The organism is Vibrio chagasii (assembly GCF_024347355.1).
Lineage (GTDB): Bacteria > Pseudomonadota > Gammaproteobacteria > Enterobacterales > Vibrionaceae > Vibrio > Vibrio chagasii.
Genome location: NZ_AP025465.1, coordinates 422,291 through 448,447, shown reverse-complemented (window position 1 = coordinate 448,447; position 26,157 = coordinate 422,291). Strand labels below are relative to the sequence as shown.

23 protein-coding genes and 1 tRNA gene are annotated in these 26,157 nt (G+C 45.5%); 12 read left to right on the top strand and 12 right to left on the bottom strand.

The genetic code is table 11. The features are described 5' to 3' along the window. Positions 1-19: 19 nt before the first annotated feature. Entirely contained in the window at positions 20-1,276 is a 1,257-nt protein-coding gene (locus tag OCV52_RS02015) for a methyl-accepting chemotaxis protein (RefSeq protein WP_137407855.1), read from the bottom strand. Between the two features lie 96 nt (positions 1,277-1,372). Between OCV52_RS02015 and OCV52_RS02010 the strand changes: the two genes are divergently transcribed. Next, positions 1,373-2,122: a potassium channel family protein gene (locus OCV52_RS02010; RefSeq protein ID WP_032498675.1), complete on the top strand. Its 750-nt coding sequence runs from the start codon at positions 1,373-1,375 to the stop codon at positions 2,120-2,122. Positions 2,123-2,161: 39 nt separating this feature from the next. Here OCV52_RS02010 and OCV52_RS02005 read toward each other — a convergent pair whose 3' ends face one another. Further along, positions 2,162-3,679: a CYTH and CHAD domain-containing protein gene (locus OCV52_RS02005; protein ID WP_061033574.1), complete on the bottom strand. Its 1,518-nt coding sequence runs from the start codon at positions 3,677-3,679 to the stop codon at positions 2,162-2,164. 207 nt (positions 3,680-3,886) lie between these two features. On the opposite strand from OCV52_RS02005, the gene OCV52_RS02000 reads away from it, so the two are divergent. The 3 genes from OCV52_RS02000 (at position 3,887) to OCV52_RS01990 (ending at position 6,775) form a co-directional block, all read left to right on the top strand. Continuing rightward, positions 3,887-4,567, top strand: a complete 681-nt coding sequence (locus OCV52_RS02000; RefSeq protein ID WP_008222549.1) for a TIGR00153 family protein — start codon at positions 3,887-3,889, stop codon at positions 4,565-4,567. A gap of 128 nt (positions 4,568-4,695) precedes the next feature. Beyond that, on the top strand, positions 4,696-5,958 hold the full coding sequence (locus tag OCV52_RS01995; RefSeq protein ID WP_061033573.1) for an inorganic phosphate transporter: 1,263 nt from the start codon (positions 4,696-4,698) through the stop codon (positions 5,956-5,958). Positions 5,959-6,163: 205 nt separating this feature from the next. Further along, the gene (locus OCV52_RS01990) at positions 6,164-6,775 is read left to right on the top strand and encodes a TIGR04211 family SH3 domain-containing protein (RefSeq protein ID WP_008222545.1); all 612 of its coding nucleotides are present in this window, start codon (positions 6,164-6,166) and stop codon (positions 6,773-6,775) included. A gap of 123 nt (positions 6,776-6,898) precedes the next feature. Here the strand turns inward: OCV52_RS01990 and OCV52_RS01985 are convergent, their stop codons facing one another. Together OCV52_RS01985 and OCV52_RS01980 are read right to left on the bottom strand one after the other, a co-directional pair. Next, positions 6,899-7,819, bottom strand: coding sequence for a general secretion pathway protein GspB (locus OCV52_RS01985; RefSeq protein ID WP_137407854.1), 921 nt, complete (start codon positions 7,817-7,819; stop codon positions 6,899-6,901). Next, a complete protein-coding gene (locus tag OCV52_RS01980; protein WP_206383567.1) occupies positions 7,819-9,489 on the bottom strand; it encodes an ExeA family protein in 1,671 nt (556 codons plus the stop codon). Before OCV52_RS01980 ends, OCV52_RS01985 begins: the two co-directional genes overlap by 1 nt. Before the next feature lie 36 nt (positions 9,490-9,525). Between OCV52_RS01980 and OCV52_RS01975 the strand changes: the two genes are divergently transcribed. Further along, on the top strand, positions 9,526-10,842 hold the full coding sequence (locus OCV52_RS01975) for a multifunctional CCA addition/repair protein (RefSeq protein WP_137407853.1): 1,317 nt from the start codon (positions 9,526-9,528) through the stop codon (positions 10,840-10,842). A gap of 56 nt (positions 10,843-10,898) precedes the next feature. On the opposite strand, the gene OCV52_RS01970 is transcribed toward OCV52_RS01975, so the two are convergent. The 4 genes from OCV52_RS01970 to folB all read right to left on the bottom strand — a co-directional run bounded on the left by OCV52_RS01970 (position 10,899) and on the right by folB (position 14,029). Continuing rightward, positions 10,899-12,236, bottom strand: a complete 1,338-nt coding sequence (locus OCV52_RS01970; RefSeq protein WP_137409200.1) for an IS4 family transposase — start codon at positions 12,234-12,236, stop codon at positions 10,899-10,901. A gap of 135 nt (positions 12,237-12,371) precedes the next feature. Next, positions 12,372-13,175 (bottom strand): undecaprenyl-diphosphate phosphatase, encoded by an 804-nt coding sequence (locus OCV52_RS01965; RefSeq protein WP_137407183.1) that lies wholly within the window; start codon positions 13,173-13,175, stop codon positions 12,372-12,374. Positions 13,176-13,190: 15 nt separating this feature from the next. After that, entirely contained in the window at positions 13,191-13,673 is a 483-nt protein-coding gene (folK, locus tag OCV52_RS01960; RefSeq protein ID WP_137407184.1) for a 2-amino-4-hydroxy-6-hydroxymethyldihydropteridine diphosphokinase, read from the bottom strand. Continuing rightward, positions 13,670-14,029, bottom strand: a complete 360-nt coding sequence (gene folB / locus OCV52_RS01955) for a dihydroneopterin aldolase (RefSeq protein WP_102425838.1) — start codon at positions 14,027-14,029, stop codon at positions 13,670-13,672. Before folB ends, folK begins: the two co-directional genes overlap by 4 nt. Positions 14,030-14,167: 138 nt before the next feature. Here folB and plsY point away from each other — a divergent pair, with 138 nt between their 5' ends. Continuing rightward, positions 14,168-14,764: a glycerol-3-phosphate 1-O-acyltransferase PlsY gene (gene plsY / locus OCV52_RS01950; protein ID WP_061033566.1), complete on the top strand. Its 597-nt coding sequence runs from the start codon at positions 14,168-14,170 to the stop codon at positions 14,762-14,764. Positions 14,765-14,808: 44 nt separating this feature from the next. On the opposite strand, the gene OCV52_RS01945 is transcribed toward plsY, so the two are convergent. After that, complete coding sequence (locus tag OCV52_RS01945) at positions 14,809-15,624, bottom strand: alpha/beta fold hydrolase (protein WP_102425837.1); 816 nt, start codon at positions 15,622-15,624, stop codon at positions 14,809-14,811. A 106-nt stretch (positions 15,625-15,730) separates the two neighbouring features. After that, positions 15,731-16,747 carry a tRNA (adenosine(37)-N6)-threonylcarbamoyltransferase complex transferase subunit TsaD gene (gene tsaD / locus OCV52_RS01940; RefSeq protein ID WP_004740786.1) on the bottom strand — a complete coding sequence of 339 codons (1,017 nt, stop codon included), beginning with the start codon at positions 16,745-16,747 and terminating at the stop codon, positions 15,731-15,733. 255 nt (positions 16,748-17,002) lie between these two features. Between tsaD and rpsU the strand changes: the two genes are divergently transcribed. From rpsU to OCV52_RS01910, 6 genes are all read left to right on the top strand, one after another. Then, on the top strand, positions 17,003-17,218 hold the full coding sequence (rpsU, locus tag OCV52_RS01935) for a 30S ribosomal protein S21 (RefSeq protein WP_004396009.1): 216 nt from the start codon (positions 17,003-17,005) through the stop codon (positions 17,216-17,218). Between the two features lie 25 nt (positions 17,219-17,243). Then, entirely contained in the window at positions 17,244-17,687 is a 444-nt protein-coding gene (locus OCV52_RS01930) for a GatB/YqeY domain-containing protein (RefSeq protein WP_008222517.1), read from the top strand. A gap of 119 nt (positions 17,688-17,806) precedes the next feature. Beyond that, positions 17,807-19,558 (top strand): DNA primase, encoded by a 1,752-nt coding sequence (gene dnaG / locus OCV52_RS01925; protein ID WP_137407185.1) that lies wholly within the window; start codon positions 17,807-17,809, stop codon positions 19,556-19,558. A gap of 99 nt (positions 19,559-19,657) precedes the next feature. Next, positions 19,658-21,502 carry an RNA polymerase sigma factor RpoD gene (rpoD, locus tag OCV52_RS01920; RefSeq protein ID WP_008222514.1) on the top strand — a complete coding sequence of 615 codons (1,845 nt, stop codon included), beginning with the start codon at positions 19,658-19,660 and terminating at the stop codon, positions 21,500-21,502. 163 nt (positions 21,503-21,665) lie between these two features. After that, positions 21,666-21,741, top strand: a tRNA-Ile gene (locus OCV52_RS01915). Between the two features lie 215 nt (positions 21,742-21,956). Beyond that, positions 21,957-23,225 carry an O-acetylhomoserine aminocarboxypropyltransferase/cysteine synthase family protein gene (locus tag OCV52_RS01910; RefSeq protein WP_137407186.1) on the top strand — a complete coding sequence of 423 codons (1,269 nt, stop codon included), beginning with the start codon at positions 21,957-21,959 and terminating at the stop codon, positions 23,223-23,225. A gap of 92 nt (positions 23,226-23,317) precedes the next feature. Here OCV52_RS01910 and glmS read toward each other — a convergent pair whose 3' ends face one another. Continuing rightward, complete coding sequence (gene glmS, locus OCV52_RS01905; protein WP_137407187.1) at positions 23,318-25,150, bottom strand: glutamine--fructose-6-phosphate transaminase (isomerizing); 1,833 nt, start codon at positions 25,148-25,150, stop codon at positions 23,318-23,320. Between the two features lie 107 nt (positions 25,151-25,257). Continuing rightward, the gene (locus OCV52_RS01900) at positions 25,258-26,028 is read right to left on the bottom strand and encodes a DeoR/GlpR family DNA-binding transcription regulator (protein ID WP_061033552.1); all 771 of its coding nucleotides are present in this window, start codon (positions 26,026-26,028) and stop codon (positions 25,258-25,260) included. Positions 26,029-26,157: the final 129 nt, after the last annotated feature.

Here is a 26,157-nt window from a genome sequence, read left to right as displayed (position 1 = left end):
AGGGATTGAGAAATTAAGGCTACACCTTGAATTGCTTAATCTTACCGTCTAATTCTTCTGCGTTACTTTGCATGATTTGAGAAGTTTCTAGCAGCTCACCAACCACGACAACCGAAGCTTCAACAAGCTCGCGAACATTGGTCAGGTTGACACTCATCTCTTCCGCAACGCTGCTCTGTTGGCCTGCAGCCGTCGCAATCTGGAAGTTCATGTCATTGATTTGGTTCACTTGGCTTACGATACCATCCAACTCCGAACCCGCATTGGTCACTAGATCAACACCTTCAGCCGCTTCAACAACACTCTTTTCCATCAACTCTACCGCAGAGTTAGCACTGCTTTGTAGATGGCTGATCATATCTTGAATCTCGACGGTTGCTTGCTGAGTGCGCTGTGCAAGGTTACGAACCTCATCAGCAACCACAGCAAAACCACGACCAGCTTCACCTGCACGCGCCGCTTCAATCGCTGCGTTTAGTGCCAGTAAGTTGGTTTGTTCTGAAATGCCTTGGATTGTACCGACAACGCTACCGATTGAATCAACGCGCTCTTCAACTTGGTTTACCGCTGCTGCAGACGCTGCGATATCTGAAGATAGTTCACTCATTTTAGATACAGAGCCCTGAACGAACTTCTGTCCCGTCAAAGCTTGGCCTGATGCTTGCTCAGTAAGAGAAGAAGCGCTTTGTGCATGTTCAGCAACCGTTTGAACAGTAGAGGTCATTTCACTCATTGCCGTTGCCAGTTGGTCAATCTCGTTGAACTCTTCTTGAGCAGACTCTTTAGTCTCTGACATGCTGATGGTCATCACTTCTGTTAGAGCAAATAGCTCATCAGAAGAAGCCAGTTGAGCCTTCACCATGTCATGCAGCTGAACTCGTGTTTTTTCTAGCTCACGAGCTACATCGCCGTATTCATCTTTACAGTCCATGTGAATCGGTACTGATAGGTTCTTGTCTGCCATCGTTTTAATGGCATCGCTGAGGTATTGAGTTTGGCGCAGCATAACGCGAGCTGCCGCTAATAAAAGAACCACAAACACAATGATCATCAAACCTGTCTGCCAAGCGACTTGAACCAGGTAAGTCTCATAATGCTGCTGCGCGACTTGTGCATTATTCGTTGCAGCGAGCAATGAATCGTAAAACGTGCTCGCGTCCCATAGCTGTTTAGAAATGATCAAGATGGTACTGAACACCATCAGCATGATCATTTTCGGAACGAGACGAACGTCAGAGATTACCCTTTCCCACGGCTTGAATGACAGTTTAGTCATTGTCAGTTCTCCATTAACTCTTATATATTGATGGCTTCTATACCCGCGAGATGGCTGATTGAGTCAGGTTCGCGATTTATTTTGAGCCTCGTATGAATGTTAAATAGTATCAAAGACACACCTAAGCCGATGAGCTTATTATCACTGATTCTCTCTTTCTTAGCGTTATTTGTGATCTCAGGCTTGTTGTTTGCGCCGATTGATAAAGAATCGAAACAAGTCCTTATCGGCCTCGATTTTATAATCTGTAGTGTTTTTCTTTTTCAGCTCACGATTGATCTATTCAGATCACAAAACAAGAAAGAATACCTCAAAGTACACTGGATCGATTTCTTGGCAAGTATCCCAATGATCGAGCCACTCCGTTTCGCTCGTATTTTTCAAATTCTGCGAGTCATCTTGGTTCTACGTTCAAGTAAACGTATTTTCAGAGAGCTGTTTCGTAACAGAAAAGAGACCACTTTCGCTTCCATCATTCTGCTTTTGGTGATCTTACTGACCATCGGTGCTGGCACGATCCTGCTATTGGAGCACAAAGATCCTAATGCCAATATCACGACTGGTCATGATGCGTTGTGGTGGGCTTTCGTGACCATCAGTACCGTTGGCTATGGCGACCATTATCCAGTAACCACCGCTGGTCAGTTAATCGCATCGATTGTGATCATCTGTGGGGTTGGTGTATTTGGTATGATCTCAGGTCTAATTACCTCGCTGATTACTGAGCCTACCGACCTCCAGAATCAACAATTGGAAAACAAAGAGCGTAAACTGGATAAGATTCTAGAGCAGCAGCAACAGATACTAGAGCGGCTCGAGTCGCTTGAACGACAGACAAAAAAATAGGGCCAAGGCCCTATTTAAAAATGGATGTTAGTGTAGAGACTAGTCTTGCCAGTATGGCTCAACTTCAACACTGATTTGGCGAGTCTGCTCCATCGCATGCAAAATGGAAACTTCTTGACGAGCAAGCCAACGCTCTAGCTGATCTTTCTCATCACCTTCTAACTTCTCAGTGAGTGGCTGTAAGGTTCGTAGCATCAACAAATCGTCGATACCTTGTACCATGTCCGCCCAAGGCAAACGGAAGCTATTACGCTCATCGTCATCATATAAGCTCGCAAAGCCAACACCAGAATACAGGTTACGCATCAAACGATACTGCTGGTCGATATAGGCTTGGCTTGTCATCACGCGCTCTGGTGGAAAGGCTTCCATCAGCTCCGCCCAAGTGCGATCAAGCTGCTTCACAGAGAACCACTCAATTCCGCGCTCCATTTGCTCACGCGCTTTATCGTCCAAGAATGGCTGCCAACCTCGAGTAAGTATCCAGCGGCTTAAATCAAGCAGAAGACCGGTGTAGCGGGCTGAACTCAAGAGAGTCAGTAACTCTTCACGATCTGGCAATTGCTCTTGCATCTCTTTTAGCTCAGCCACTAAGAACTTACGAGCATCAAGCTTACGCAGAACGTGGCCTTTATCTTCTAGCAAATCCTCAAAGTGGTCATAGCTTTTTAGCCAATCCAACTCTTGTTCTAGCCATTTCAGCTCTTGGCGTAAAATAGCGCTAGCGCGTCTCGGTACAATGCCACCGTATATAGTGAAAGTCTGGCGGATAAAGCTCAGTGAATGGCTGATCTCGTGCAGAGCTTCAATCGATTGACGCTCGGTGAAAATTTGCTCGTGATAATGCCAATGAGCGAGAGCATGCTCTAAAGATTGAATGAAACACGATTCAACGGTATCACTTTTGTCAGTATCAACTAAGGTCAAAGGAGTTACTTCATCGCCTTGATAACCTTGAGCAAGTCGGTAACCCTTAGCTGCTTTGCTTAAGTTACCTAAGCGCATACCACCTTGTTCGCAGAATTGGCGAGACAATGTAAACAGAGCATCCGTTTGGCCGGATTTAAGTTCAAGCTCAACTTCGCAAATCGGTTCTTGCAGATCACCGGATTCAACGAAACCTTGGTCAAAGGCAACCTCGACTTGGCTACCGTCAGGCATGCCAATCAGCCACTGTTCACGCGTGAAGTTAGTCGAGAACAGAGGAGTAAGCTCAGCTTGCAATGTTTCAATGTCCTTACCTTCAGGCCAAATATCTTCTGGATGTAAGGCAAGTTTTGGCTCATTGCTATCGTGTTCTGCATTGTATTCCGGCCTTTGATGCAGGCCAGCAACAACGCGACCCGCTGTCTTTACCGTTTGTACAAATACGTCATCAAAGCGTCGAATGCGCAAGCCGGTATCGTGCTTGCGTAGCCAGTTGTCAGGGGTGTCAAAGTAGATGTTACCTAGCTCACGACAACTGTGCTGAAGTACTTTAGTTTCAGCAATTTTATTGCGTAAAGTCTCTGAAAAATCAGGAGAAACAAAAAACTTCAGTTCTATCTCGGTTTCCATAGTTATACCTTTCTGTGAAGATAGGGACAGGATATTGCCAATTTTCAAAGTCGGCAAGTCAGAAATATCGCCCTTATGATGATCTAAAACAGTTTTAATGAGACATTGATTAGGTTAACATGCGCGACTTTGTAGCCATCGCTTAACATTTCACCATGAATATGGTGTATGTTGTTTTAAGGTTATTATTTATTAGGTTGGATGACCATGCCAGTAAATACAATTATGGGGTTATTTGCAAAGTCCCCAATTAAACCTTTGCAGCGTCACGTAGTATGCGTGAACGAATGTTGTTCTCACCTAGTTAATTTCTTTGAAGTTTCTTCAAAGGGTGACTGGGAAAAAGCAGCTGAAATTCGAGCTCAGATTTCTCACCTTGAGAAAGAAGCTGACGTACTAAAACGTGAAATTCGCCTTAAACTTCCTCGTGGTTTGTTTATGCCTGTTGATCGCACCGACATGTTGGAGCTATTAACTCAGCAAGACAAACTAGCAAACCTAGCGAAAGACATTGCTGGCCGTGTATATGGTCGTCAACTTGTCATTCCTGCTCCTCTACAAGAAAACTTCATCGCTTACGTTAAACGTTGTCTAGATGCAGCGAACCAAGCACAAAACGTAATCAATGAACTAGACGAATTACTTGAGACTGGCTTTAAGGGCCGTGAAGTAACACTCGTTGCTGAAATGATTCATCAATTAGATGTAATTGAAGATGACACGGACGCGATGCAGATCGAACTACGCCAACAACTAATGGCGATTGAAGGCGATCTGAATCCAGTTGATATCATGTTCTTATACAAAATTCTTGAATGGGTTGGTGGTATTGCAGATCAAGCACAGCGTGTAGGCGCTCGTCTTGAAGTAATGCTTTCTCGATCTTAAATCATACGTTAACCATATAACGAAGAGCATTTTTTGAACAAACCACTTATGCGTTGAGTATTTCTCTCGCTGAGCGGTTTTTTGCGTCTAAATTTGTTCCGCTTGTTATCAAACAACTAGGTATTACGATGGATATCCTTGCTAACTACGGCACTGTCCTGATTATTGTTGCAGCAGCTTTCGGTTTCTTGATGGCTATTGGTATTGGTGCAAATGACGTTGCGAACGCAATGGGCACCTCAGTAGGCTCTAAAGCTCTAACCGTAAAACAAGCGATCATTATCGCAATGATCTTTGAATTCGCTGGTGCATATCTTGCCGGTGGCGAAGTTACCGATACGATCCGTAAAGGTGTTATCGAAACATCTCTATTCGCACATCAACCAGACGTTCTTGTATTCGGTATGATGTCTGCACTTCTTGCTGCAGGTACATGGCTACTTCTAGCTTCGTACATGGGCTGGCCTGTTTCTACTACTCACTCAATCATCGGTGCAATCATCGGTTTCGCTTGCGTGTCTGTAGGTACTGAAGCGGTAGACTGGAACAGCGTTCAAGGCATTGTGGGCAGTTGGATTATTACTCCTGTCATCTCTGGTTTCTTCGCTTACGTTATCTTTGTGAGTGCTCAGCGACTGATTTTTGATACAGAGAACCCGCTATTCAACGCGAAGCGCTTTGTACCGGTATACATGTTCATCACAACGATGGTAATTGCACTGGTAACAATCAAGAAAGGTCTTAAGCACGTTGGTCTTCACCTAAGCAACACTGAAGCATGGGTTTGGGCTGCAGCAGTATCAGCAATTGTAATGATTGGTGGTTACCTATACATCCAGAAGAAATTCGCTAACCGCGAAGAAGACCACGGCTTTGCTGGTGTTGAAGGTATCTTCTCTGTACTAATGGTTATCACAGCTTGTGCTATGGCATTCGCACACGGTTCAAACGACGTTGCAAACGCGATTGGTCCACTGTCTGCTGTTGTATCAACGGTTGAGCACATGGGCGAAATCACAGGTAAGAGCACTATCGCATGGTGGATTCTTCCTCTAGGCGGTTTTGGTATCGTGGTTGGTCTTGCGACTCTTGGTCATAAAGTAATGGCAACGGTAGGTACTGGTATTACAGAACTAACACCGAGCCGTGGCTTTGCAGCGCAACTTGCTACAGCATGTACGGTTGTTCTAGCGTCAGGTACTGGTCTTCCAATCTCAACTACACAAACACTGGTTGGTGCGGTGTTGGGTGTTGGTTTTGCTCGTGGTATCGCAGCACTGAACTTAGGCGTTGTACGTAATATCGTGGCTTCGTGGATTGTGACACTGCCAGCAGGTGCTCTACTTGCTGTTGTGTTCTTCTACGGTATTCAGGCTATGTTTAGCATGTAATTGCCACTGCGTTAGTCGATGCTAGCGTCAGAATTATGTGAGCTTCAGTAACGATATGTAAATGCCATGTCATTATTGACTCAAACGCACAGAAAGGGAGGCTTTGCCTCCCTTCTTTGTTGCACCGCATAAAGAAACTAAATATTATTTGCTCATTGAGGCTGACTCATCCGCCTACCCAATTAGAATCGTTAAGGGATTTACTGTGAAAAAACTGATTAGCTTAGTTTTGTTCGCAATGCTTGCGGCTCCAGCTGCCTTTGCACAAGACCGTTATATTGCTGACAAACTATTTACTTATATGCATTCTGGCCCAAACAACACCTTCCGTATTATCGGCAGTGTTGACGCTGGTGAGAAGATTACCTACCTGCAAGCAAACAAGAGTACGGGTTACACACAAATCCAAGACAACCGTGGCCGTAAAGGTTGGGTTGAAAGCAAGTTTGTAAGTACTAAAGAGAGTATGGCTCTGCGTATGCCTAAGCTTGAGAAAGAACTGACAGAAGTGAAAACTAAGCTGGCTAACGCACGTCAAACGGCTGACAGTGAAAAAGCAGGCCTAGCAAGTTCTCTAGATTCTCGTAATAAGCAGATTGCTGAACTAGAGCAGAACTACAGCGAGATTAGCCAACAGCTAACAAGTTCTCAAACAGAAAACCGTGAACTACGCGCTAAGCTAGACACGCAGAAAGATGACCTACTATTGAAGTACTTCATGTACGGTGGTGGTGTTGCTGGTATTGGTCTACTTCTTGGCCTTGTTCTACCACACATCATTCCTCGTCGTAAGAAATCACCAAACGGCTGGGCGTAAGCTGATCGTTTGACTGTATTGCGTTACACAAAGTAAATTCAATATCGGATACTAAAAGGAGCACCTAAGTGCTCCTTTTTATTTATCTCAACATGTTATCAAAGCGCTTGTAGCAGCTTTAGGTTAGCCCTTCCACTCGTACAAAGCAGGAATCTCAATCTTCTGCTGATTAAACTCAACAACCACAGATTGCGGCTTGATCTCTAGCAGTTGAACATCATTACCGATCCAATCGCCCTGTGACACCTCTTGCCCATTCACTTTGACCCAACGCTTGTTCTCACTACTTGAGTACATATGGGTTTGTAAGTCGAGCTTAGGTAATACGCCAGACAAACTGTTAACGTGATTTTCGAGCTCAATCACTTGAGGTTCCATCTGGCTTGCTGGTCGCGAGTCCATCGGCTCAGGTGCACTTGGCTGCTCATCCATAATCGCTTCTAGCTTCAATGCCAAATCAGGCGGTAACTCTGTCAAATCCAAGCCTTGTAGCAGGTCGCTATCTGATTGCTGATAATTGCTTTCGTCGTTCACACCAGGTCCAACTTCAGGCTCAGCTAATGACAGCTCTGAATCATCCACTGTTCGCGCTGTGCTCTCTGCTTTGGTTACCGGCACAATTACCCCAGCAGACAGTTGAGTGCTATCAGAGTTAACTTGAGCATAAACCTCTTGGCGAGGTAACGATTTTAACGTCTTGCTTGTCGGCGCTGGACGCACCACAAACAGAGGCTCATCTTCGACTTCTTCTTCGACATTCAAATCAGCCGTTTCGATATCCTTGGCTTGAACAGACTGGGTTTCTGATTCTGAATTCGAACTAATAGCAGCTTGGTTAGCCGTTTGCTGTTGATGGTAAGATTGATACACCAAGGCACCACCTACCAACAGAGAAGGCACAAGTAAAACAAGCAACCCCATAGCCAACGACGAACCGCGTTTGTTGCTGATACCCTTTGCAGAACTCGGCACTTGATGGTTTTGGTAGCCCTTAAAGCTAGATTTGTCTGAGGACTGATTCAACTCATGCATAATGCGTGACATTAGCTCGCTCCTCCGCTTAATGACATTAACTTCGGAGAATCTAGCTGAGCTAACCTTTGCAGCCTCGCTAAAGTTCGTTGACCAGCAATACCGTCGACCGACATGCCCTGCCATGTTTGAAACGCTTCGACTTTCATTTTTAATTCGTAATCAAATACATCACTACCGGACACAACCTCTCCAAGAACCTCAGAAAGCAACAAATCAAGCAAAGCGACAGCTTCACCCTGATATCCCTCTTTTAACGTTTCTCGCAATGGCTGTTTCCAAATCGCGACATAATCACCATGCCAGACCTTCTCTAAAGATTGCTTCGGCATGACTAACAGTTTTTCGTTCACCAATAACTCGACAGCGTCTTGTGATGCACCATAAAGCACAGCAAACACAGGCTCTTGCTCTACCTTTAAGTTCAATACCACAGGGACGCCTAACTCTAGAAGGTCATCTAGACTTGCTTGTTGTTGTTCACATACGAACACGCTTTGTGGCTCACTTAAGCATAAACCGTCACGCAGAGAGGATTGGTAGCCCCAAAGCGTATATAAGTCCTTGATCGCCAGCGAACGGTTAGTCCCTTGCATCAAGTGTTGCTGAATATGTGTTGGCAGTGCGAACTTGTCTGTCTCAGACTCAACAACCAGCTTAGGCGTATCTGCGACTAACGACCGCTGCATCCTTACTGAGCTTAATGTTTGGGCTTCATTCGAAGGTTGGGTTGTTAGCCATGAGTCAATGTAGGCTGGCGAAAAGTGAAAGGTCGCCATCGCAAGTGCGACACTCAAGGTTGCCGCACTCGCATATTGAACTAACTTTGGTAGCGTGCTCGCTGCACGAGGTTTTTCGACATGGTAAACCTCAGCTTGAAACGCCATGATCTGCTGGCACGCTCTGTTGACCGTGTCATTGCTCGGTGTTTGCTCTCCGTCATGAAAAGCTAGCTGCAGCGCCTTATCACACACCAAGTTAATCAACCGTGGAATACCATGTGTATATTGGGCGATCAGCTTAACGGAACGATTCGAAAACAACATCTGCTCGCCACCCGCTGTCTCTAGACGAAACGCGATGTACTTGCCGGTCTCTTGAATATTGAGAGGCAACAAATGGTAACGCCCTGTAATACGCTGAGCTAATTGACGCAGTTGGGTGGTCTGCAAATGCTGTTGTAATTCAGGTTGGCCAACCAGTAATACTTTTAATAACTTGCGACTGTCGGTTTCCAAATTCGTCAAGAGGCGTAGCTGTTCCAACACATCGGCAGCTAAGTGTTGAGCTTCATCTATCACCAATAAGGTTTGAATACCTTCCGCATGGCTATCCAGTAAGAAATAGTGAATCGCCTGACTCAGCTGCTTGAGTGATGCCTGCTGTGGATAGTCGATCTCGAACTCATCACAGATAGCTTCAAGCAAATCAGTGTTGGAAAACGTAGGGTTGAGTATAAGGCCAGCTTGAGTGTAGCGATCAAGAGAGGACAACATCGCCTTAGCGACCGTTGTTTTACCTGTTCCCACCTCACCAGTAAGCATTGCAAAGCCCCCACCCTCACCTAAACCGGCCTGTAGGTTCTGCATCGCCTCTTGGTGGCGCTGACTCAAAAACAAGTAGCGAGAATTTGGTACAATCGAAAATGGCATCTCAACGAAGCCAAAATATTCCTTATACATGTGCTGCCCTATAATTACGATTAATGGAAAGTACCATTGCTTGCCGTAAAGTCCAGCAGTGATAAAACATTTCGAGGTGATAAGTTGCAAATATACGATAGCCTACCAAAAGAGAATGGGCTACAGCGCTATCTAGTCGGTGGAGCGGTGCGCGATAAACTACTCAATATTGATAGTTATGATAAAGATTGGGTGGTGGTCGGCAGTACCCCTCAAGAGATGGAAAGCCTTGGCTTCACTGCAGTGGGTAAAGACTTCCCAGTATTCTTGCACCCAAAAACCAAAGAAGAACACGCACTGGCTCGCACTGAGAGAAAATCAGGCTCTGGTTACACAGGCTTCGAATGTTACTTCGCGCCAGATGTTAGCCTGGAAGAAGACCTCATGCGTCGAGATCTAACGATCAACGCCATCGCTCAAGATGATGCAGGCAACCTTCACGATCCTTACCACGGCCAGCAAGATCTCTCCGATCGTATTTTAAGACATGTGTCCGATGCCTTTGTCGAAGATCCACTTCGAGTGCTGCGAGTGGCGCGCTTCGCTGCCAAGCTTCACCATCTTGGCTTTACCGTCGCCCCTGAAACTATGTTGATGATGAGTGAGATCGTTGAATCTGGTGAACTCGCCCATCTTACTGCAGAACGAGTATGGCAAGAGTGGCACAAATCACTCAACACACCACACCCAGAAGTCTTTCTTTCGGTATTGAGAGAGTGCGGAGCACTAGCGGTTGTTTTGCCAGAGATTGACGCTCTATTTGGTGTTCCTCAACCGGAAAAATGGCACCCTGAGATCGACACGGGTATCCATACTATGATGGTGGCTCAGCAAGCCGCGCTATTAAGCCCATCGCTGCCCGTACGCTTTGCCGCTCAAGTGCATGACTTAGGTAAAGGCGTGACACCACAAGCTGAATGGCCAAGCCATAAAATGCACTGCCACACTGGTGTTAAGATCATCAAGAAACTGTGTGAGCGAGTGAGAGTGCCCAATGAATTCAGAGACCTCGCATTATTAGTGTGTGAGCAACACTCAAACATTCATCGTGCAGACGAGCTCAAGCCGACAACTTTCCTTAAGATTCTCAACAAGTTCGATGTTTGGCGTAAACCAGACCGCCTTAACGACATCTTACTTTGCTGCCAAGCTGACCACGCAGGCCGTAAAGGGTTAGAAGATCACCCTTATCCTCAAAAAGCTCGTTTTGAAACGGCCTATCAAGCGGCGCTGCAAGTTGAAGTAAAAGCGATCATTGCCGATGGCTTTAAAGGTAAATATATTCGAGAAGAGCAAGAGAAGCGCAGAGCGGCAGCCATTGAAAACGCATTATCAGAACTCACTGATAGTTGATCTTAAACCTGTTAGTAAGCACGCATTAAAAAGCCCGCAGTTAAGCGCAATGTAGTTCACTTAAGCGGAGCTGCTTTGCGATTAATTGGGTAGCGAGTCTTTGATATTTTTACCGCCCTAGGCCGATTAGGCTTAGGGCGTTTGTCTATAAAGAGGACTGATAAGTCTCCCCTTAGACTCTTTAAACGCTTAGGTGTATTGCCTGGCGATATCGCTTTACTCATCACCTTCAGTTGGCTCGCTATAAACTGACAAGCGTATTTAAAGCTAATTTCATTCGGCATTCTTCCATGTTCAACTGCTGCCTGACTTGCTTCACGTCTTACCAAATTATAACCAAGCAACAGCCCCCAGAGTTCTTGATAAACAAGGTTTACTGTTTTACTGCGTAATACTAAGGCATTGTGTTGCATTGAGCTTTTGATATCACGATAACCTAATTCGATTTCCCAACGTTCATGATAAAGTTCGGCTACCGCTTTCGCGTCGTAGTCTGCTCTTGGAAGGGATGTAAAAACAGTTTTCTGCTTACCTTGTACTTCATAGGTCACCGCTCTGACTTGCCATTTTTCAGGTAAACTAGGGTTCTTTTTGAGAGCTTGCGGTGAGACGTTCATTTCGATGAGCATATCATTGCTTTCTTCTTCATCTAAAAGTGTGTATTTCAACCCTTTCCTTGCTGGTATCAACCAATGTCTATTAATACCGCTATTTTGAAGAGAGAGAAGTAAGTCTGCACCGTAAAAACCTTTATCTAGTAACGTCACAGAGTTATCTGGTAAAGAGTCGATGAAGGGCATAGCAAGTGGGATTTCACCACGCCGATAAGGGCTTATGGCAGCGTCAACGATGACATGAGAACGGACATTCATCATAGTCACAACTCTTAGCATTGGATGTGGTGTCTGCCTGCTACTCGAGGTATTACCCGAGCCAAAGTGCTCTCTAAGTTCGGGCGTATCCGCGGTGCGAAAAAGAGCACCGTCTACAGCAAAAACTTGTAATCCTTGCCACGTATCATCACGGTATCGTTCAAGACCCCACGTTCGCCCACATTGTTTAAACAACCACTCTGGTGCAGCACTGCCTAAACGTTGTCTTGCCTGGGTTAAAGCACTTTTTGCTAATAACTCTTCATCAGCCAAGCCATCCGCACAGACATTCATTCTTCGTGCGACTTCGGCAATTGGTTCATTACGGAAGAAGGCCATGCCGACAATTAACCACAAGACCATGTCACTTGGTAGTCGACGTCGGCGAATAGTCGCTTTATCAGAAAGACTAGCTGCCTTAACAACCCATTCATCTGGGATATGTTCAGAGAAAGTGGTGAGTTGAGCTACATCAACAGGATTTTCTTCGAGGAAATCGACAAAATAGTTTTGGATAGACATAAAAAATCGGAAGCCTAGAAACAGGCTTCCGATTATCTCTCAGAAGAAGGATCGGTCAACCGATCCTTATCTGATCTACATTGCGCTTAACTGCGGGCTTTTTCAATTTTATGACGAGGCTGTTATCAGCGCCTGTTACTGCATCATTAAGAAAGCAAACAGACCACAACCTAGGATTAGGCGGTAGATAACAAACGGTGTCATGCCCATACGTGAGATAAGCTTCAAGAAGAAGTGAATACAGATGTAAGCACTGATGAAAGACACCGCAATACCGGTTAGCAGTGTACCCACATGAATTGGGTCGCCACTGGTCACAAGCTTAAGTCCTAAGTAACCACCAGCTAAAGTGATGATTGGGATAGACATTAGGAAAGAGAATCGAGCTGCCGCTTCACGAGTAAAGCCAAGGTAAAGTGCTGCCGTAATCGTAGCACCTGAGCGAGAGGTACCAGGAATGATTGCCATTGCCTGAGCAAGACCAATAAACAACGCTTTTTTCCAGCCCGCTTGGTACTCATCATCACGTAGGCTTGAGTTCTTATCCACCCACCACAACAACAAACCAAAGACGATGGTCGTTGTCGCAATTACCCATGCACTGCGAAGGTAAAGTTCAACAATGTCCTTCATCAGCAGGCCAAAGATACATGCCGGAATCGTCGCAAGGATGATCATCCATGCCAATTTAGCTTCTTTGCTGCGGTCGCCCTTAAACACTGAGCCGAAGAATGCGCTCAACAACGAAATCACTTCTTTACGGAAATAGATCACGACTGCGGCCAAAGTACCCACGTGAACCGCAACATCAAAAGCCAAACCCTGATCTTCCCAGCCTAAAACCGCTGATGGAAGGATCAAGTGTGCCGAACTGGAAATAGGTAAAAACTCAGTAAAGCCTTGCACCAACGCCAATATAAACGATTCAAAATAACTCATTACTTACCTTTAAAATTATAGTTTTATATCTACGACAGAGAGCGAGTCTAGTTGCTGCATCTTCTGCCATATTTCACTGACGGTTCTTCCGTCTTGCGGGATCACTCTCGCAGGACAAAGATCATAAAGTGGTTGTGTTACAAAAGGATATTTATAGATATCACTGCGTGGTAACTCTGGAGCAGACTCAGATATCTCATCACCAAACAGCACAATATCAAGATCCAAATTTCGATCCTGAAGCTTGTGTGCATCTTGCGCACGCCCCCATTTGTACTCAATTTTACGAAGTTCTTGTGAAAATTCAGTCAATGAAAGTGGCGTGTCGAGCTCTATCACAAAGTTATAAAATGGATGGCTATCAAAACCGACAGGCTCACAGTGATAGATTTTAGAGCATTTAAGGTTAGTCCCTAACGATTGAAGCTCTTTCCATGCCACCCTTGCATGCTTGTCGCGGTCTATGTTCGTGCCAACACCAACATAGGCGATGGTCATGCTTGACCTCGTTCGATGATCACACCCACCGCTTTTGCTTGAGGAACTGCACCAGGCTTCGCTAGGTGAATTTTAACCCAAGGAACGGAGAACTGAGTCATAATGAGCTCTGCGACTTCCTCAGCAACACGTTCTACGAGTAGAAAACGGCCATTCGCAATGTGATCGAGTACTGCAGTGCTCACTTTCGAATAATCCAAAGCATCAACCACATCATCACTCTTGCCTGCTGGGCGGTTGTCATGAGCCATTTCAATATCAAGAACCAGTTTCTGTTTGATCTCTTGTTCCCAATCGTAAACACCGATCGTTGTAATTACTTCTAGCTGCTCAATGAAAACTTTATCCAGTGCCATGACTTGTCCTTTTAGAGGTCGGATACCCAAATTTGGGAAAAAAACGTATTATTTGCGTAATTCGAGATATGATATCAATTACTCTTGGATTGAGCATTATTTTCCCATCGTTAAGCGTATAACCGTTAAAGGACAGACATGACCCCATTGGCACTTATCATGATCATTGCTGCCTATTTGCTAGGTTCAATCTCTAGTGCGGTCTTGATATGCCGAGTCTTAAGGCTTCCAGATCCTAGAACGGTGGGCTCAAACAACCCAGGCGCAACCAATGTGTTACGTGTCGGTGGCAAAGGTGCCGCAGCAGCAGTATTACTCTGTGATATGTTAAAAGGCACCATTCCAGTCTGGCTTGGTTACTTTCTCGGTATCGACTCAATTATTTTAGGTATCGTTGCGATTGCAGCTTGTCTTGGTCATATGTATCCGATCTTCTTCCACTTTAAGGGTGGTAAAGGCGTCGCAACGGCACTGGGTGCCATCGCCCCAATTGGATTCGACCTAACCGGTATGATCATGGCAACTTGGCTCGTGGTCGCGCTTTTATTTCGTTACTCCTCTTTGGCAGCATTGGTGACAGTGCTACTTGCCCCTTTCTACGCTTGGTTAGTCAAACCGCAATACACCCTGCCCGTGGCTATGCTGTGTTGCTTGATCGTGCTGCGTCACCATCAAAACATCCGCCGCCTACTGGACGGTAGCGAGCCAAAACTCGGACAAAAAAAATCGGCTTAACCTTATATTCAAGATTAAACCGATCATTTCAAACGATAGAAAGTCTACAGCAGGTGCTTACCTAAAAACTCTTTCAGCATAGTGTTTACAAATTCTGGCTGCTCTAGCGAACTAATGTGTCCTGCGCCAGGAATTACCACTAATTCACTTCCCGAAATGCAATCATGCATTAGGTAAGATTCAAGTACCGGGCGTGGTTTATCTTCTTGGCCGACAGCTACCAACACAGGTAGAGCAAAGTTCTCTATAGTTTCAATCATGTCACGACGTCCAAACACCATACGACCAATTCGAGCTACTTGCTCTGCTTGCTCGCCCTGTAGTGCCGATAACTGCTGAGTAAAACCTTCTACCAAAGCTGGCGTGTTAGTTTGTGCGTCATTAGCAAAGAACAACGGCACAACCGCTTCTACGATCGGTTGAGGAACCATCTTAGTTTGAGAGATGGTGTCTAGCATGCTGAAGTATTTCGCGTGTGCAACTTCTGGCTCTAGACCGACAAAAGTGTCCATCAGTACCAAAGATTTGATACGTGCCGGTGCCAGCTCTGCAAGCTCAGTACCCCACATACCACCAACCGATAAGCCCACCACAGAAAATTCTTCAATGTTTAAATGGTCAAGCAGTGCCAGAACATGTTGAGCGTAGTCTTTTAGGTTGCCCATTGCGTTCGGTGCTGCTTGAGACTCACCGTGAGACCAAAGCTCAGGCACAATACAACGGTACTGAGATTTTAACGCTTCAACCTGTGGCTTCCACATCGCACTATCCCAAAGGTAGCTGTGTCCTAGTACAACAACCGGGCCTTCGCCTTCGTCTAGGTAAGCCATCGATTGATTATCTACAGTGAACTTATTCATCTTCTTCCCTAATCTCTATCGGCAATTATTTATCGACATATAGTCGGTAAGCTAAGATATAAAAACGGCCGCACAAGGCGACCGTTTATCGAAACATTTTGATGTATTACGCAATTGGCTCTAATTGGTCGATCGGCCAACGCGGTGTGGCTTGAACTGAAAGATCAGCAGTCTCACCGTTTTTCAGGCGCTGCATACCGGCATAAGCGATCATCGCACCGTTATCAGTACAGAACTCAGTACGCGGGTAGTAAACCTCGCCACCAATTTTCTTAGCAAGTGCTTCAAGCTCAACACGTAGTTGTTTGTTTGCACTTACACCACCAGCAATCACTATACGTTTCATGCCCGTCTGTTCCAAGGCACGCTTACACTTGATTACCAAGGTGCCACAAACCGCCTCTTGGAATGCATATGCGATATCGGCACGAGTTTGCTCACTATCGTCATTGTCACGAATCGTGTTCGCTGCAAAGGTTTTTAGGCCAGAGAAGCTCATATCCAAGCCCGGACGATCCGTCATTGGACGTGGGAACTTAAAACGGCCCGGCGTGCCTTTCTCTGCTAGTCGAGATAGTAATGGGCCACCAGGGTAATCTAAGCCCATTAACTTAGCCGTTTTATCGAAGGCTTCACCTGCCGCATCATCAATCGATTCACCAAGGATCTTGTATTCACCAATGCCTTTCACTTCGACCATCATGGTGTGACCACCAGAAACAAGCAGAGCGACAAATGGGAACGGCGGTGGGTTATCTTCTAGCATTGGCGCAAGAAGGTGACCTTCCATGTGGTGAACTGGCACAGCTGGTACGCCCCAAGCGTAAGCAATGCTGCGACCAATGGTTGCACCAACAAGCAGCGCACCAACAAGGCCAGGGCCAGCCGTGTAAGCAACACCATCGATGTCTTTAGAGGTTAGGTTTGCCTCTTTAAGAGCCGCTTTGATTAGCGGAATTGTTTTCTTCACGTGATCACGTGATGCCAGCTCAGGTACTACACCACCGTAATCGGCGTGCAGCTTTACTTGGCTGTATAATTGATGAGAAAGCAGGCCCTGCTCATCATCATAAATTGCGATTCCTGTTTCATCACAAGAGGTTTCAATACCAATAATGCGCATAATTTTCTCGGCACGCTTTCGTCTAAAATGGGAAATTAGCGCAATATTACCCTGCCTAAGCTCTTCAAACAAATATTGTACAGACTATAATCGACAAAGTGCTTTACAAAGCCACTCTGATCGGATTAAAATTCCGCACCATTTTTGATCAAGCTGGTTAGAGACCACACTTAATCGAAAGTTGTCTACGGATAATTTTTCTGATTTGGTCATCAGTAGCCAGCGATAATGAATAACCCCTGAGGTGAAAGGCATATGCCAATAGTTAAAGTACGTGAAAACGAACCGTTCGACGTTGCACTACGTCGTTTCAAGCGCTCTTGTGAAAAAGCAGGTATCCTTTCTGAAGTTCGCCGTCGCGAGCACTACGAAAAGCCAACTACAGTTCGCAAACGCGCTAAAGCAGCAGCTCAAAAGCGTCACGCTAAGAAGCTAGCTCGCGAAAACGCACGTCGCGTTCGCCTGTACTAATAACTTAATCCATAAGGACTGAGTTATGGCTCTTATTGAACAACTCAAAGAAGAGCAAAAATTAGCGATGAAAGCCAAGGACAAACCGCGCCTTGGCACTATCCGTTTAGCTCTTGCTGCTGTAAAGCAACGTGAAGTCGACGAACAGATTACTCTGAGCGATGACGACATTCTTGCTGTACTAGTAAAAATGGTTAAACAACGTCGCGATTCTGTTGCTCAATATGAATCAGCTGGTCGTCAAGATCTTGCTGACGTGGAACAAGCAGAAATTGCTGTGCTTGAAGGCTTTATGCCTCAACCGCTTACTGAAGAAGAAGTAATCGCACTACTTGATAGCGCAATTGCAGAAGCTCAACCTGCGGGCATGCAAGACATGGGTAAAGTAATGGCTATCTTGAAACCACAAATTCAAGGGCGTGCAGATATGGGTAAAGTTAGTGGTTTAGTTCGTTCTAAACTCGCTTAATCCCAAATCAAATTGCAACAAGCCGTGCAATCCTTCGGAACGCACGGCTTGTTTGTATCTGTAACCCATTCAAACTATTATTATCCACACTCTCAGTTAGTGCATTTTTCTAAGGTTTTATGGCAGGACACATCCCGCGCAGTTTCATCGATGATCTCCTAGCACGTCTCGACATTGTCGACATCATAGACGCACGCGTGAAACTTAAGAAAAAAGGCAAAAACTACGGCGCTTGTTGTCCGTTTCATAACGAAAAGACCCCCTCTTTTAGCGTAAGCCAAGAGAAACAGTTTTATCACTGTTTTGGTTGTGGCGTACACGGCAATGCCATCGACTTCATTATGGAGTTCGAGCGCCTCGAATTCGTTGAAGCTATTGAAGAGCTCGCCTCCTTCTTAGGGCTCGATGTTCCAAGAGAACAACGTAGCGGTGAGATCTCTACCGCACCAAGAGCCAACACTGAACAAAAACGTAACCTCTATGATTTGATGGGCGGCATTAGCCAGTTCTATCGCTCACAGCTAAAAATAGCAGCCAATAAGCCCGCGATTGAGTACCTAAAAAATCGTGGTTTATCGGGCGAGATTGTTCAGAAGTTTGGCATTGGTTATGTGGCCGATGAGTGGGACTTAGTTCGTAAGAACTTTGGTCAACAAAAAGAAGCTCAAGACATGCTGGTAACAGGCGGCATGTTGATAGAAAACGATAAGGGTAATCGATACGACCGATTCCGTGGTCGTGTTATGTTCCCGATTCGCGATCGTCGTGGTCGTGTGATTGGTTTTGGTGGACGTGTCTTAGAAGATGGCACACCAAAATACCTAAACTCACCAGAGACACCTATCTTCCATAAAGGCAAAGAGCTATATGGCCTTTATGAAGTATTACAGGCATACCGTGAACCGCCTCAAGTCCTTGTGGTTGAAGGTTACATGGATGTCGTGGCGCTTGCGCAATATGGTGTAGATTACTCGGTGGCTTCACTAGGCACTTCAACAACCGGTGACCACATTCAAATGCTGTTTAGACAAACCGGCACTGTGGTTTGTTGTTACGATGGTGACCGAGCTGGTAAAGAGGCCGCATGGCGCGCTCTAGAAAATGCACTTGAGTACCTGAAAACAGGTAACACACTCAAGTTTCTGTTCTTGCCCGATGGTGAAGACCCAGATAGCTATATTAGAGAACATGGTAAAGCCGCTTTTGAGCAGCTCGTCCAAAATGCAACGCCACTATCGACCTATTTGTTCGACAACCTGATAGAAATACACAAACTTAACTTGGGAACAACCGAAGGAAAATCGGCACTGCGTGCGCACGCAAGCGCCTTAATTAATAAAATTCCTGACAGTTATTTCCAAGAGTTGCTCGAAAAGTTATTGGATGAGCGAACTGGATTTGATAACCAACTGAGACGTGCTCGTGTTCATACACAAAACCCGACACCTCAACCGCATAAAGAGCTCAAGCGAACTCCAATGCGTGAAGTTATCGCTTTGCTTATCCAAAATCCGAGCTATGCTGATATGGTACCGGATTTATCAAGTGTCAAAGGCTTACCATTGCCTGGACTAAGTTTATTCGTCGAAGTACTTGATAAATGCCACGCGCATCCCCATATCAACACCGGCCAGTTATTAGAGCACTGGCGAGATAATAAACATGAGGCTCTTCTGTCTCGTCTCGCGAGCTGGGAAATCCCCCTCGACGAAGACAATCAAGAAGACATATTTTTAGACTCATTGGACAAAATACTTGCCCAGTGCGTTGAAAAACAAATTGAAAACCTGCAGGCCAAAGCAAGAAGTGTCGGTTTATCAGCCGAAGAAAAAAGGGAGCTACTAGCTTTAATGCTAGATCTAAAAGCGTAACCCTGTTTGATTAGTCAGCATTTAATAAATTTGTTAACATAATTGGTTTGCATTTGAGAATGCAACGTCCTTCACCAGACCTGAAGTTGGATATCATCTATGGATCAAAATCCGCAGTCACAGCTTAAATTACTTGTTATTAAAGGCAAGGAACAAGGCTATCTGACCTACGCCGAAGTAAACGACCACCTACCTGCAGAAATCGTGGATTCTGAACAGGTAGAAGACATCATTCAAATGATTAACGACATGGGCATCAAAGTAGTTGAAACTGCACCTGATGCTGATGATCTAGCGCTTAATGATGACGATGCCAATATAGATGAAGACGCAGCCGAAGCTGCAGCTGCTGCGCTTTCAAGCGTAGAAAGCGAGATTGGCCGTACTACTGACCCAGTTCGCATGTACATGCGTGAAATGGGTACAGTTGAACTACTGACTCGTGAAGGCGAAATCGACATTGCGAAACGCATTGAAGATGGTATCAACACCGTTCAGCTATCTGTTGCTGAATACCCAGGTACTATTCCATACATCTTGGAACAGTTTGACCGCGTACAAGCAGAAGAGATTCGCTTAACAGACCTAATTAATGGCTTTGTTGACCCAGATGACGATGGCACAGCTGCACCAACAGCGACTCACATCGGTTCAGAACTTGCTGAAACAGATCTGGATGACGAAGACGCAGAAGACGTTGATGACGATGAAGAAGAGGAAGAAGAAGATACAGGTATCGATCCTGAGCTTGCTCTTGAGAAATTCACAGCGCTTCGTACTAGCTACCAAAACCGTCAGCTAGCGATCAACGAGTACGGCCATGAAAGCCCGAAAGCAATGCTTGCAACGACAATGATGCAAGACGTATTCAAAGAGTTCCGTCTAACACCAAAACAGTTTGATTACCTAGTAAACGAACTGCGTAACTCTATGGATCGTGTACGTACTCAAGAACGCCTAATCATGCGTCAAACAGTTGAGTACGGCAAAATGCCGAAGAAATCTTTCATTGCTCTATTTACTGGCAACGAATCTAGCGAAGCATGGTTAGATGAAGTACTTGCTTCTGACAAACCATACGCAGAAAAGATCAAACGTCACGAGAACGATATCCGTCGCTCAATCCAAAAACTGGATATGATCGAGAAAGAGACCTCTCTGACTGTTCAAAGCATTAAAGACATCAGCCGTCGTATGTCTATCGGTGAAGCAAAAGCTCGTCGTGCGAAGAAAGAGATGGTTGAAGCGAACTTACGTCTAGTAATCTCGATTGCTAAGAAGTATACAAACCGTGGTCTACAATTCTTGGATCTGATCCAAGAAGGTAACATCGGTCTGATGAAAGCGGTTGATAAGTTTGAATACCGTCGTGGTTACAAGTTCTCTACTTACGCTACATGGTGGATCCGTCAAGCAATCACTCGTTCGATTGCCGACCAAGCTCGTACTATCCGTATTCCGGTTCACATGATCGAAACGATCAACAAACTAAACCGTATCTCTCGTCAAATGCTACAAGAGATGGGTCGTGAACCACTTCCGGAAGAGCTGGCTGAGCGCATGCAAATGCCTGAAGACAAGATCCGTAAAGTACTGAAAATCGCTAAAGAGCCTATCTCAATGGAGACACCAATCGGTGACGACGAAGATTCGCATCTAGGTGATTTCATCGAGGATACAACGCTAGAACTACCTCTAGACTCTGCAACGGCAACCAGCCTACGCGGTGCAACTAAAGACGTTCTTGCAGGCCTAACACCTCGTGAAGCGAAAGTACTGCGTATGCGTTTCGGTATCGACATGAACACTGACCATACTCTTGAAGAAGTTGGTAAGCAGTTCGACGTAACTCGTGAGCGTATCCGTCAGATCGAAGCAAAAGCACTACGTAAACTTCGTCACCCAAGCCGTTCAGAAACTCTGCGCAGCTTCTTAGACGAGTAATCACACCTATTGATGTGATTAGCTTTTAAGCATAATTAACAAAAGGTGAGCTTTGGCTCACCTTTTTTGTAGCTGTGTGATTTAAGTGGCTAAGATATAAGCGGAATTGCCCCTTATAGTGTCTAGACACCACTGAATGCTTCCCCTATAATCTATGCCCTACGGCCCCTTAGCTCAGTGGTTAGAGCGCACGACTCATAATCGTTCGGTCCCCAGTTCAAATCTGGGAGGGGCCACCAAATTAGAAAAGCCAGAACAGTTTATGCTGCTCTGGCTTTTTGCTTTTCTAAGCTCGCTATTTATTTACGCCCTACTCGTATCAATACATCCCTGTATGAGTGAACTCCACAGTACACAATGCTATTTGCCTCTCTGTGACTGAGCTTACTTTTCTTTTATAAAAAAATCGGCAATATGAGTGTACATAAATCGCTCAATAGTTCAGGGAAGAAACATGAAAGACGAAACACTCTCGATTCACTTCGGATACGAAACCGATCCAACCACTAAATCCGTTGCTACTCCTATCTACCAAACCGTTGCCTATGAATTTGACGATGCTCAGCATGGTGCTGATCTGTTCAACCTAGAAGTACCAGGCAATATCTACACCCGCATTATGAACCCAACCAACGATGTGTTGGAGAAACGTATGGCGGCGTTAGAAGGTGGTATTGCAGGTTTGGTAGTGAGTGCAGGCAGCGCGGCAATCAACTACGCGATTCAGACATTGGCACAAATCGGTGACAACATTGTCTCAACACCTCAGCTTTACGGTGGCACTTACACCTTGTTTGCTCACATGCTGCCAAACCAAGGGATTGAAGTTCGTTTTGCTAAAGACGATAAACCGGAGAGCCTAGCAGAGCTTATCGATGAAAAAACCAAAGCGGTTTACTGTGAGAGTATCGGTAACCCTGCGGGTAATATCATCGACCTAGAGCGTGTCGCCGAACTTGCCCACGCGCAAGGTGTCCCTGTGATTGTCGATAATACCGTCGCGACTCCAGTGCTGTGTAAGCCTATTGAGTTTGGTGCTGATATTGTAGTCCATTCACTAACAAAGTACGTGGGTGGTCACGGTACAACCTTGGGTGGTGTGATTGTCGATTCAGGTAAATTCCCTTGGGCAGAACACAAAGATCGCTTCCCGGTATTTAATCAACCAGAGCCCTCTTATCACGGTGTGGTTTATACCGAAGCCTTTGGTGAGGCTGCATTTATTGGTCGTGCTAGAACGGTTCCACTACGCAATACAGGCGCAGCCTTGTCGCCAATGAATGCCTTTATGTTGATGCTAGGCTTGGAGACGCTGTCGCTACGTATGGAGCGACATACAGAGAACGCATTGAAAGTGGCGGAGTATCTCAACCAACATGAGAAAGTCAGCTGGGTAAGTTACGCTGGCTTACCTAGTTCAGAGTTCTACCCGCTTGCTGAAAAGTACATGCGAGGTAAGCCATCGGCGATTTTATCTTTTGGCTTAAAGGATGGTTATGAAGCAGGTGTTCGCTTTTATGACGCGCTACAAATCTTTAAGCGCTTGGTAAACATTGGCGATGCAAAATCTCTGGCTTGTCACCCTGCTTCGACGACACACCGTCAACTAAGCGAAGCTGAACAGAAACAAGCTGGAGTATCACCAGAGATGATTCGCCTATCAGTCGGTATTGAACACATCGAAGATATCCTTGCAGACCTAGAGCAAGCTCTTAACGCTTAACGACTATAAGCTGAATGTAGATTTACTAAATAGCATGCACAAAAAGCCCATCATGATGATGGGCTTTCGTCTATTTAAGGGTTTAAGTTAACTTACTCTACCGTTACCGCTTTCGCTAGGTTACGAGGTTGGTCAACGTCAGTACCTTTGATTAGTGCTACGTGGTAAGACAGTAGCTGCATTGGAACTGTGTAGTAGATAGGTGCAGTGACTTCACTCACGTGAGGCATCTTGATGATCTTCATGTTCTCATCGCTTTCAAAGCCTGCATCTTGGTCTGCGAATACATAAAGTAGACCACCACGTGCACGTACTTCCTCAACGTTTGATTTCAGTTTCTCTAGTAGGTCGTTACTTGGTGCAATAACCACTACAGGCATATCGGCATCAATCAGAGCTAGAGGGCCGTGCTTAAGCTCACCCGCAGCGTATGCTTCAGCGTGAATGTAAGAGATCTCTTTCAGTTTTAGGGACGCTTCCATTGCGATTGGGTAGTATTCGCCACGACCTAAGAAAAGCGTGTGATGCTTGTCTGCGAAGTCTGTCGCTAGTGCTTCGATCTCTTTATCAAACGCCAGTGCTTTCTCAATGTCAGTCGGCAGTTGGTGAAGCGCTTGCACGATTTCTGCTTCTTTTTCTTCATTGATACGGCCTTGTAGACGACCAATTGAAGTCACCATCATCAGCATTGCTGCAAGTTGAGTTGTGAAAGCCTTAGTTGAAGCTACACCGATCTCGGTGCCTGCACGAGTCATGAATGCGAAGTCAGATTCACGAACCAGTGAAGATCCAGCAACGTTACAGATTGTCATCGCTGACATGTAGCCTTTCTCTTTCGCAAGGCGAAGTGCTGCTAGTGTATCTGCCGTCTCACCAGATTGAGACAAAGTAACAAGCAGGCTGTTTGGACGAACCACGAAGTCACGGTAACGGAACTCAGAAGCGATCTCTACGTCACAGCTTACGCCTGCTAGAGACTCAAACCAGTAGCGAGCAGCCATACCAGAGTTGTAAGACGTACCACATGCGATGATCTGGACGTGTTCAACCTTACTTAGGATCTCTTCGGCTTTAACACCAATCGCGTTAGTGATAACAGAAGTATCTGAGATGCGACCTTCCATTGTGTTGATCAGCGCCGTTGGCTGTTCGAAGATCTCTTTCTGCATAAAATGACGGTACTTACCTTTGTCACCTGCATCATGCTCTGCATTTGATTCAACGATTTCACGCTCAACACGCTCACCTGCAACATCAAATACGGTCACATCACGACGAGTCACTTCAGCAACATCACCCTCTTCTAGGTACATGAAGCGGCGAGTTACGCTTAGTAGTGCAAGTTGGTCTGATGCTAGGAAGTTTTCACCCACACCAAAACCGATAACGATAGGGCTACCAGAGCGAGCCACAACAATACGGCTAGGATCTTTACGATCAACCACAACGGTACCGTAGGCGCCGTCCAACTGCTTTGCTGTTTTCTGCAGTGCTTCAACCAAAGAAGCTGAAGTGCGAAGTTCCCACTCAACTAGATGAGCGATAACTTCAGTATCCGTTTGAGAAGAAAATACGTAGCCACGCTCTTGCAACATTACACGCAGTGCTTCATGGTTTTCGATAATGCCATTATGCACTACTGCAATGTCACCAGACATGTGTGGGTGCGCGTTTGCTTCAGACGGCTCGCCGTGTGTAGCCCAACGAGTGTGAGCGATACCTGTACCACCAATCACTTGTTGCTCTTCTACCGCGTCTGCTAGCTCTTGTACTTTACCTAGGCGACGTACGCGAGTTAGATTTGATTCGGTATCAACCACAGCGACACCCGCTGAGTCGTAGCCACGGTATTCTAGGCGGCGAAGGCCTTCTACTAAAATCTCGGCTACATCACGCTGTGCTACTGCACCAACAATTCCACACATAGTTTGACTCCATCAATTTCGTTTATTCCTATTGGCAGCAAGCAAAGGCCATGTCTTTATTAAGATCAATTATAGGAAGTTAAATGCATAATAGTTAAAATAAGTTGTTAAGCTGGATCCGTTAAGATCACTCGAACATCATGTGATTCAATACTTGCCTGAGATTCTTTGCTCAAGTCTGTATCTGTAATTAAGATGTCGATGTGATCCCATGCCAACTCTAGATTAGGGATCTTTCGTCCCACTTTTTCTGACTCAACCATCACGATCACTTCTCGTGACACTTCAGCCATCACTTTACTTAAGCCAACCAGTTCGTTGAACGTGGTTGTGCCTCTGTCGAGGTCGATACCATCAGCCCCAATAAATAGTTGGTCAAAATCGTAAGCACGCAACACTGACTCTGCGACTTTGCCTTGAAAAGAATCCGAATGGGTATCCCAAGTGCCGCCGGTCATGAGTAGCGTTGGTTCACTTTCAAGCTCATTGAGCGCGTTAGCCACGTGCAACGAGTTGGTCATGACAACCAAACCACGCTTACTGTTTAGTTGCTGAATTAGGGCACCTGTTGTGCTGCCGCTGTCGATCACGATTCGATTATGGTCGCGAATTAAATCTGCAGCTGCTTTCGCTAACGAAACCTTTCGAGTCGAAACTTTTTGACCCAATTCTTCGTTCACAACCTCTTTCGGTAGCGAAATCGCACCACCATAACGGCGTAAAAGCTGACCGTTTTTCTCTAAAGACGCTAAGTCCTTTCTAATAGTGACCTCTGAGGTTTCGAACTTAGCGGACAATTCATCAACACTAACCTCCCCTTTTTCGTTCACTAGGTTAGAAATTGCATGTCTTCTGAGCTGAGTGTTTCGTTTCGACATTTAAAAAAGACCAGCAAGTTTCGATATGAAACATATTATAGTTACAACGAAACTATTTAGTCCATTTATTTTGATCCAAAAAATTAATAAATAGCAAGAAAACCTTGTCCTAAGACAATTGTTAAGCAG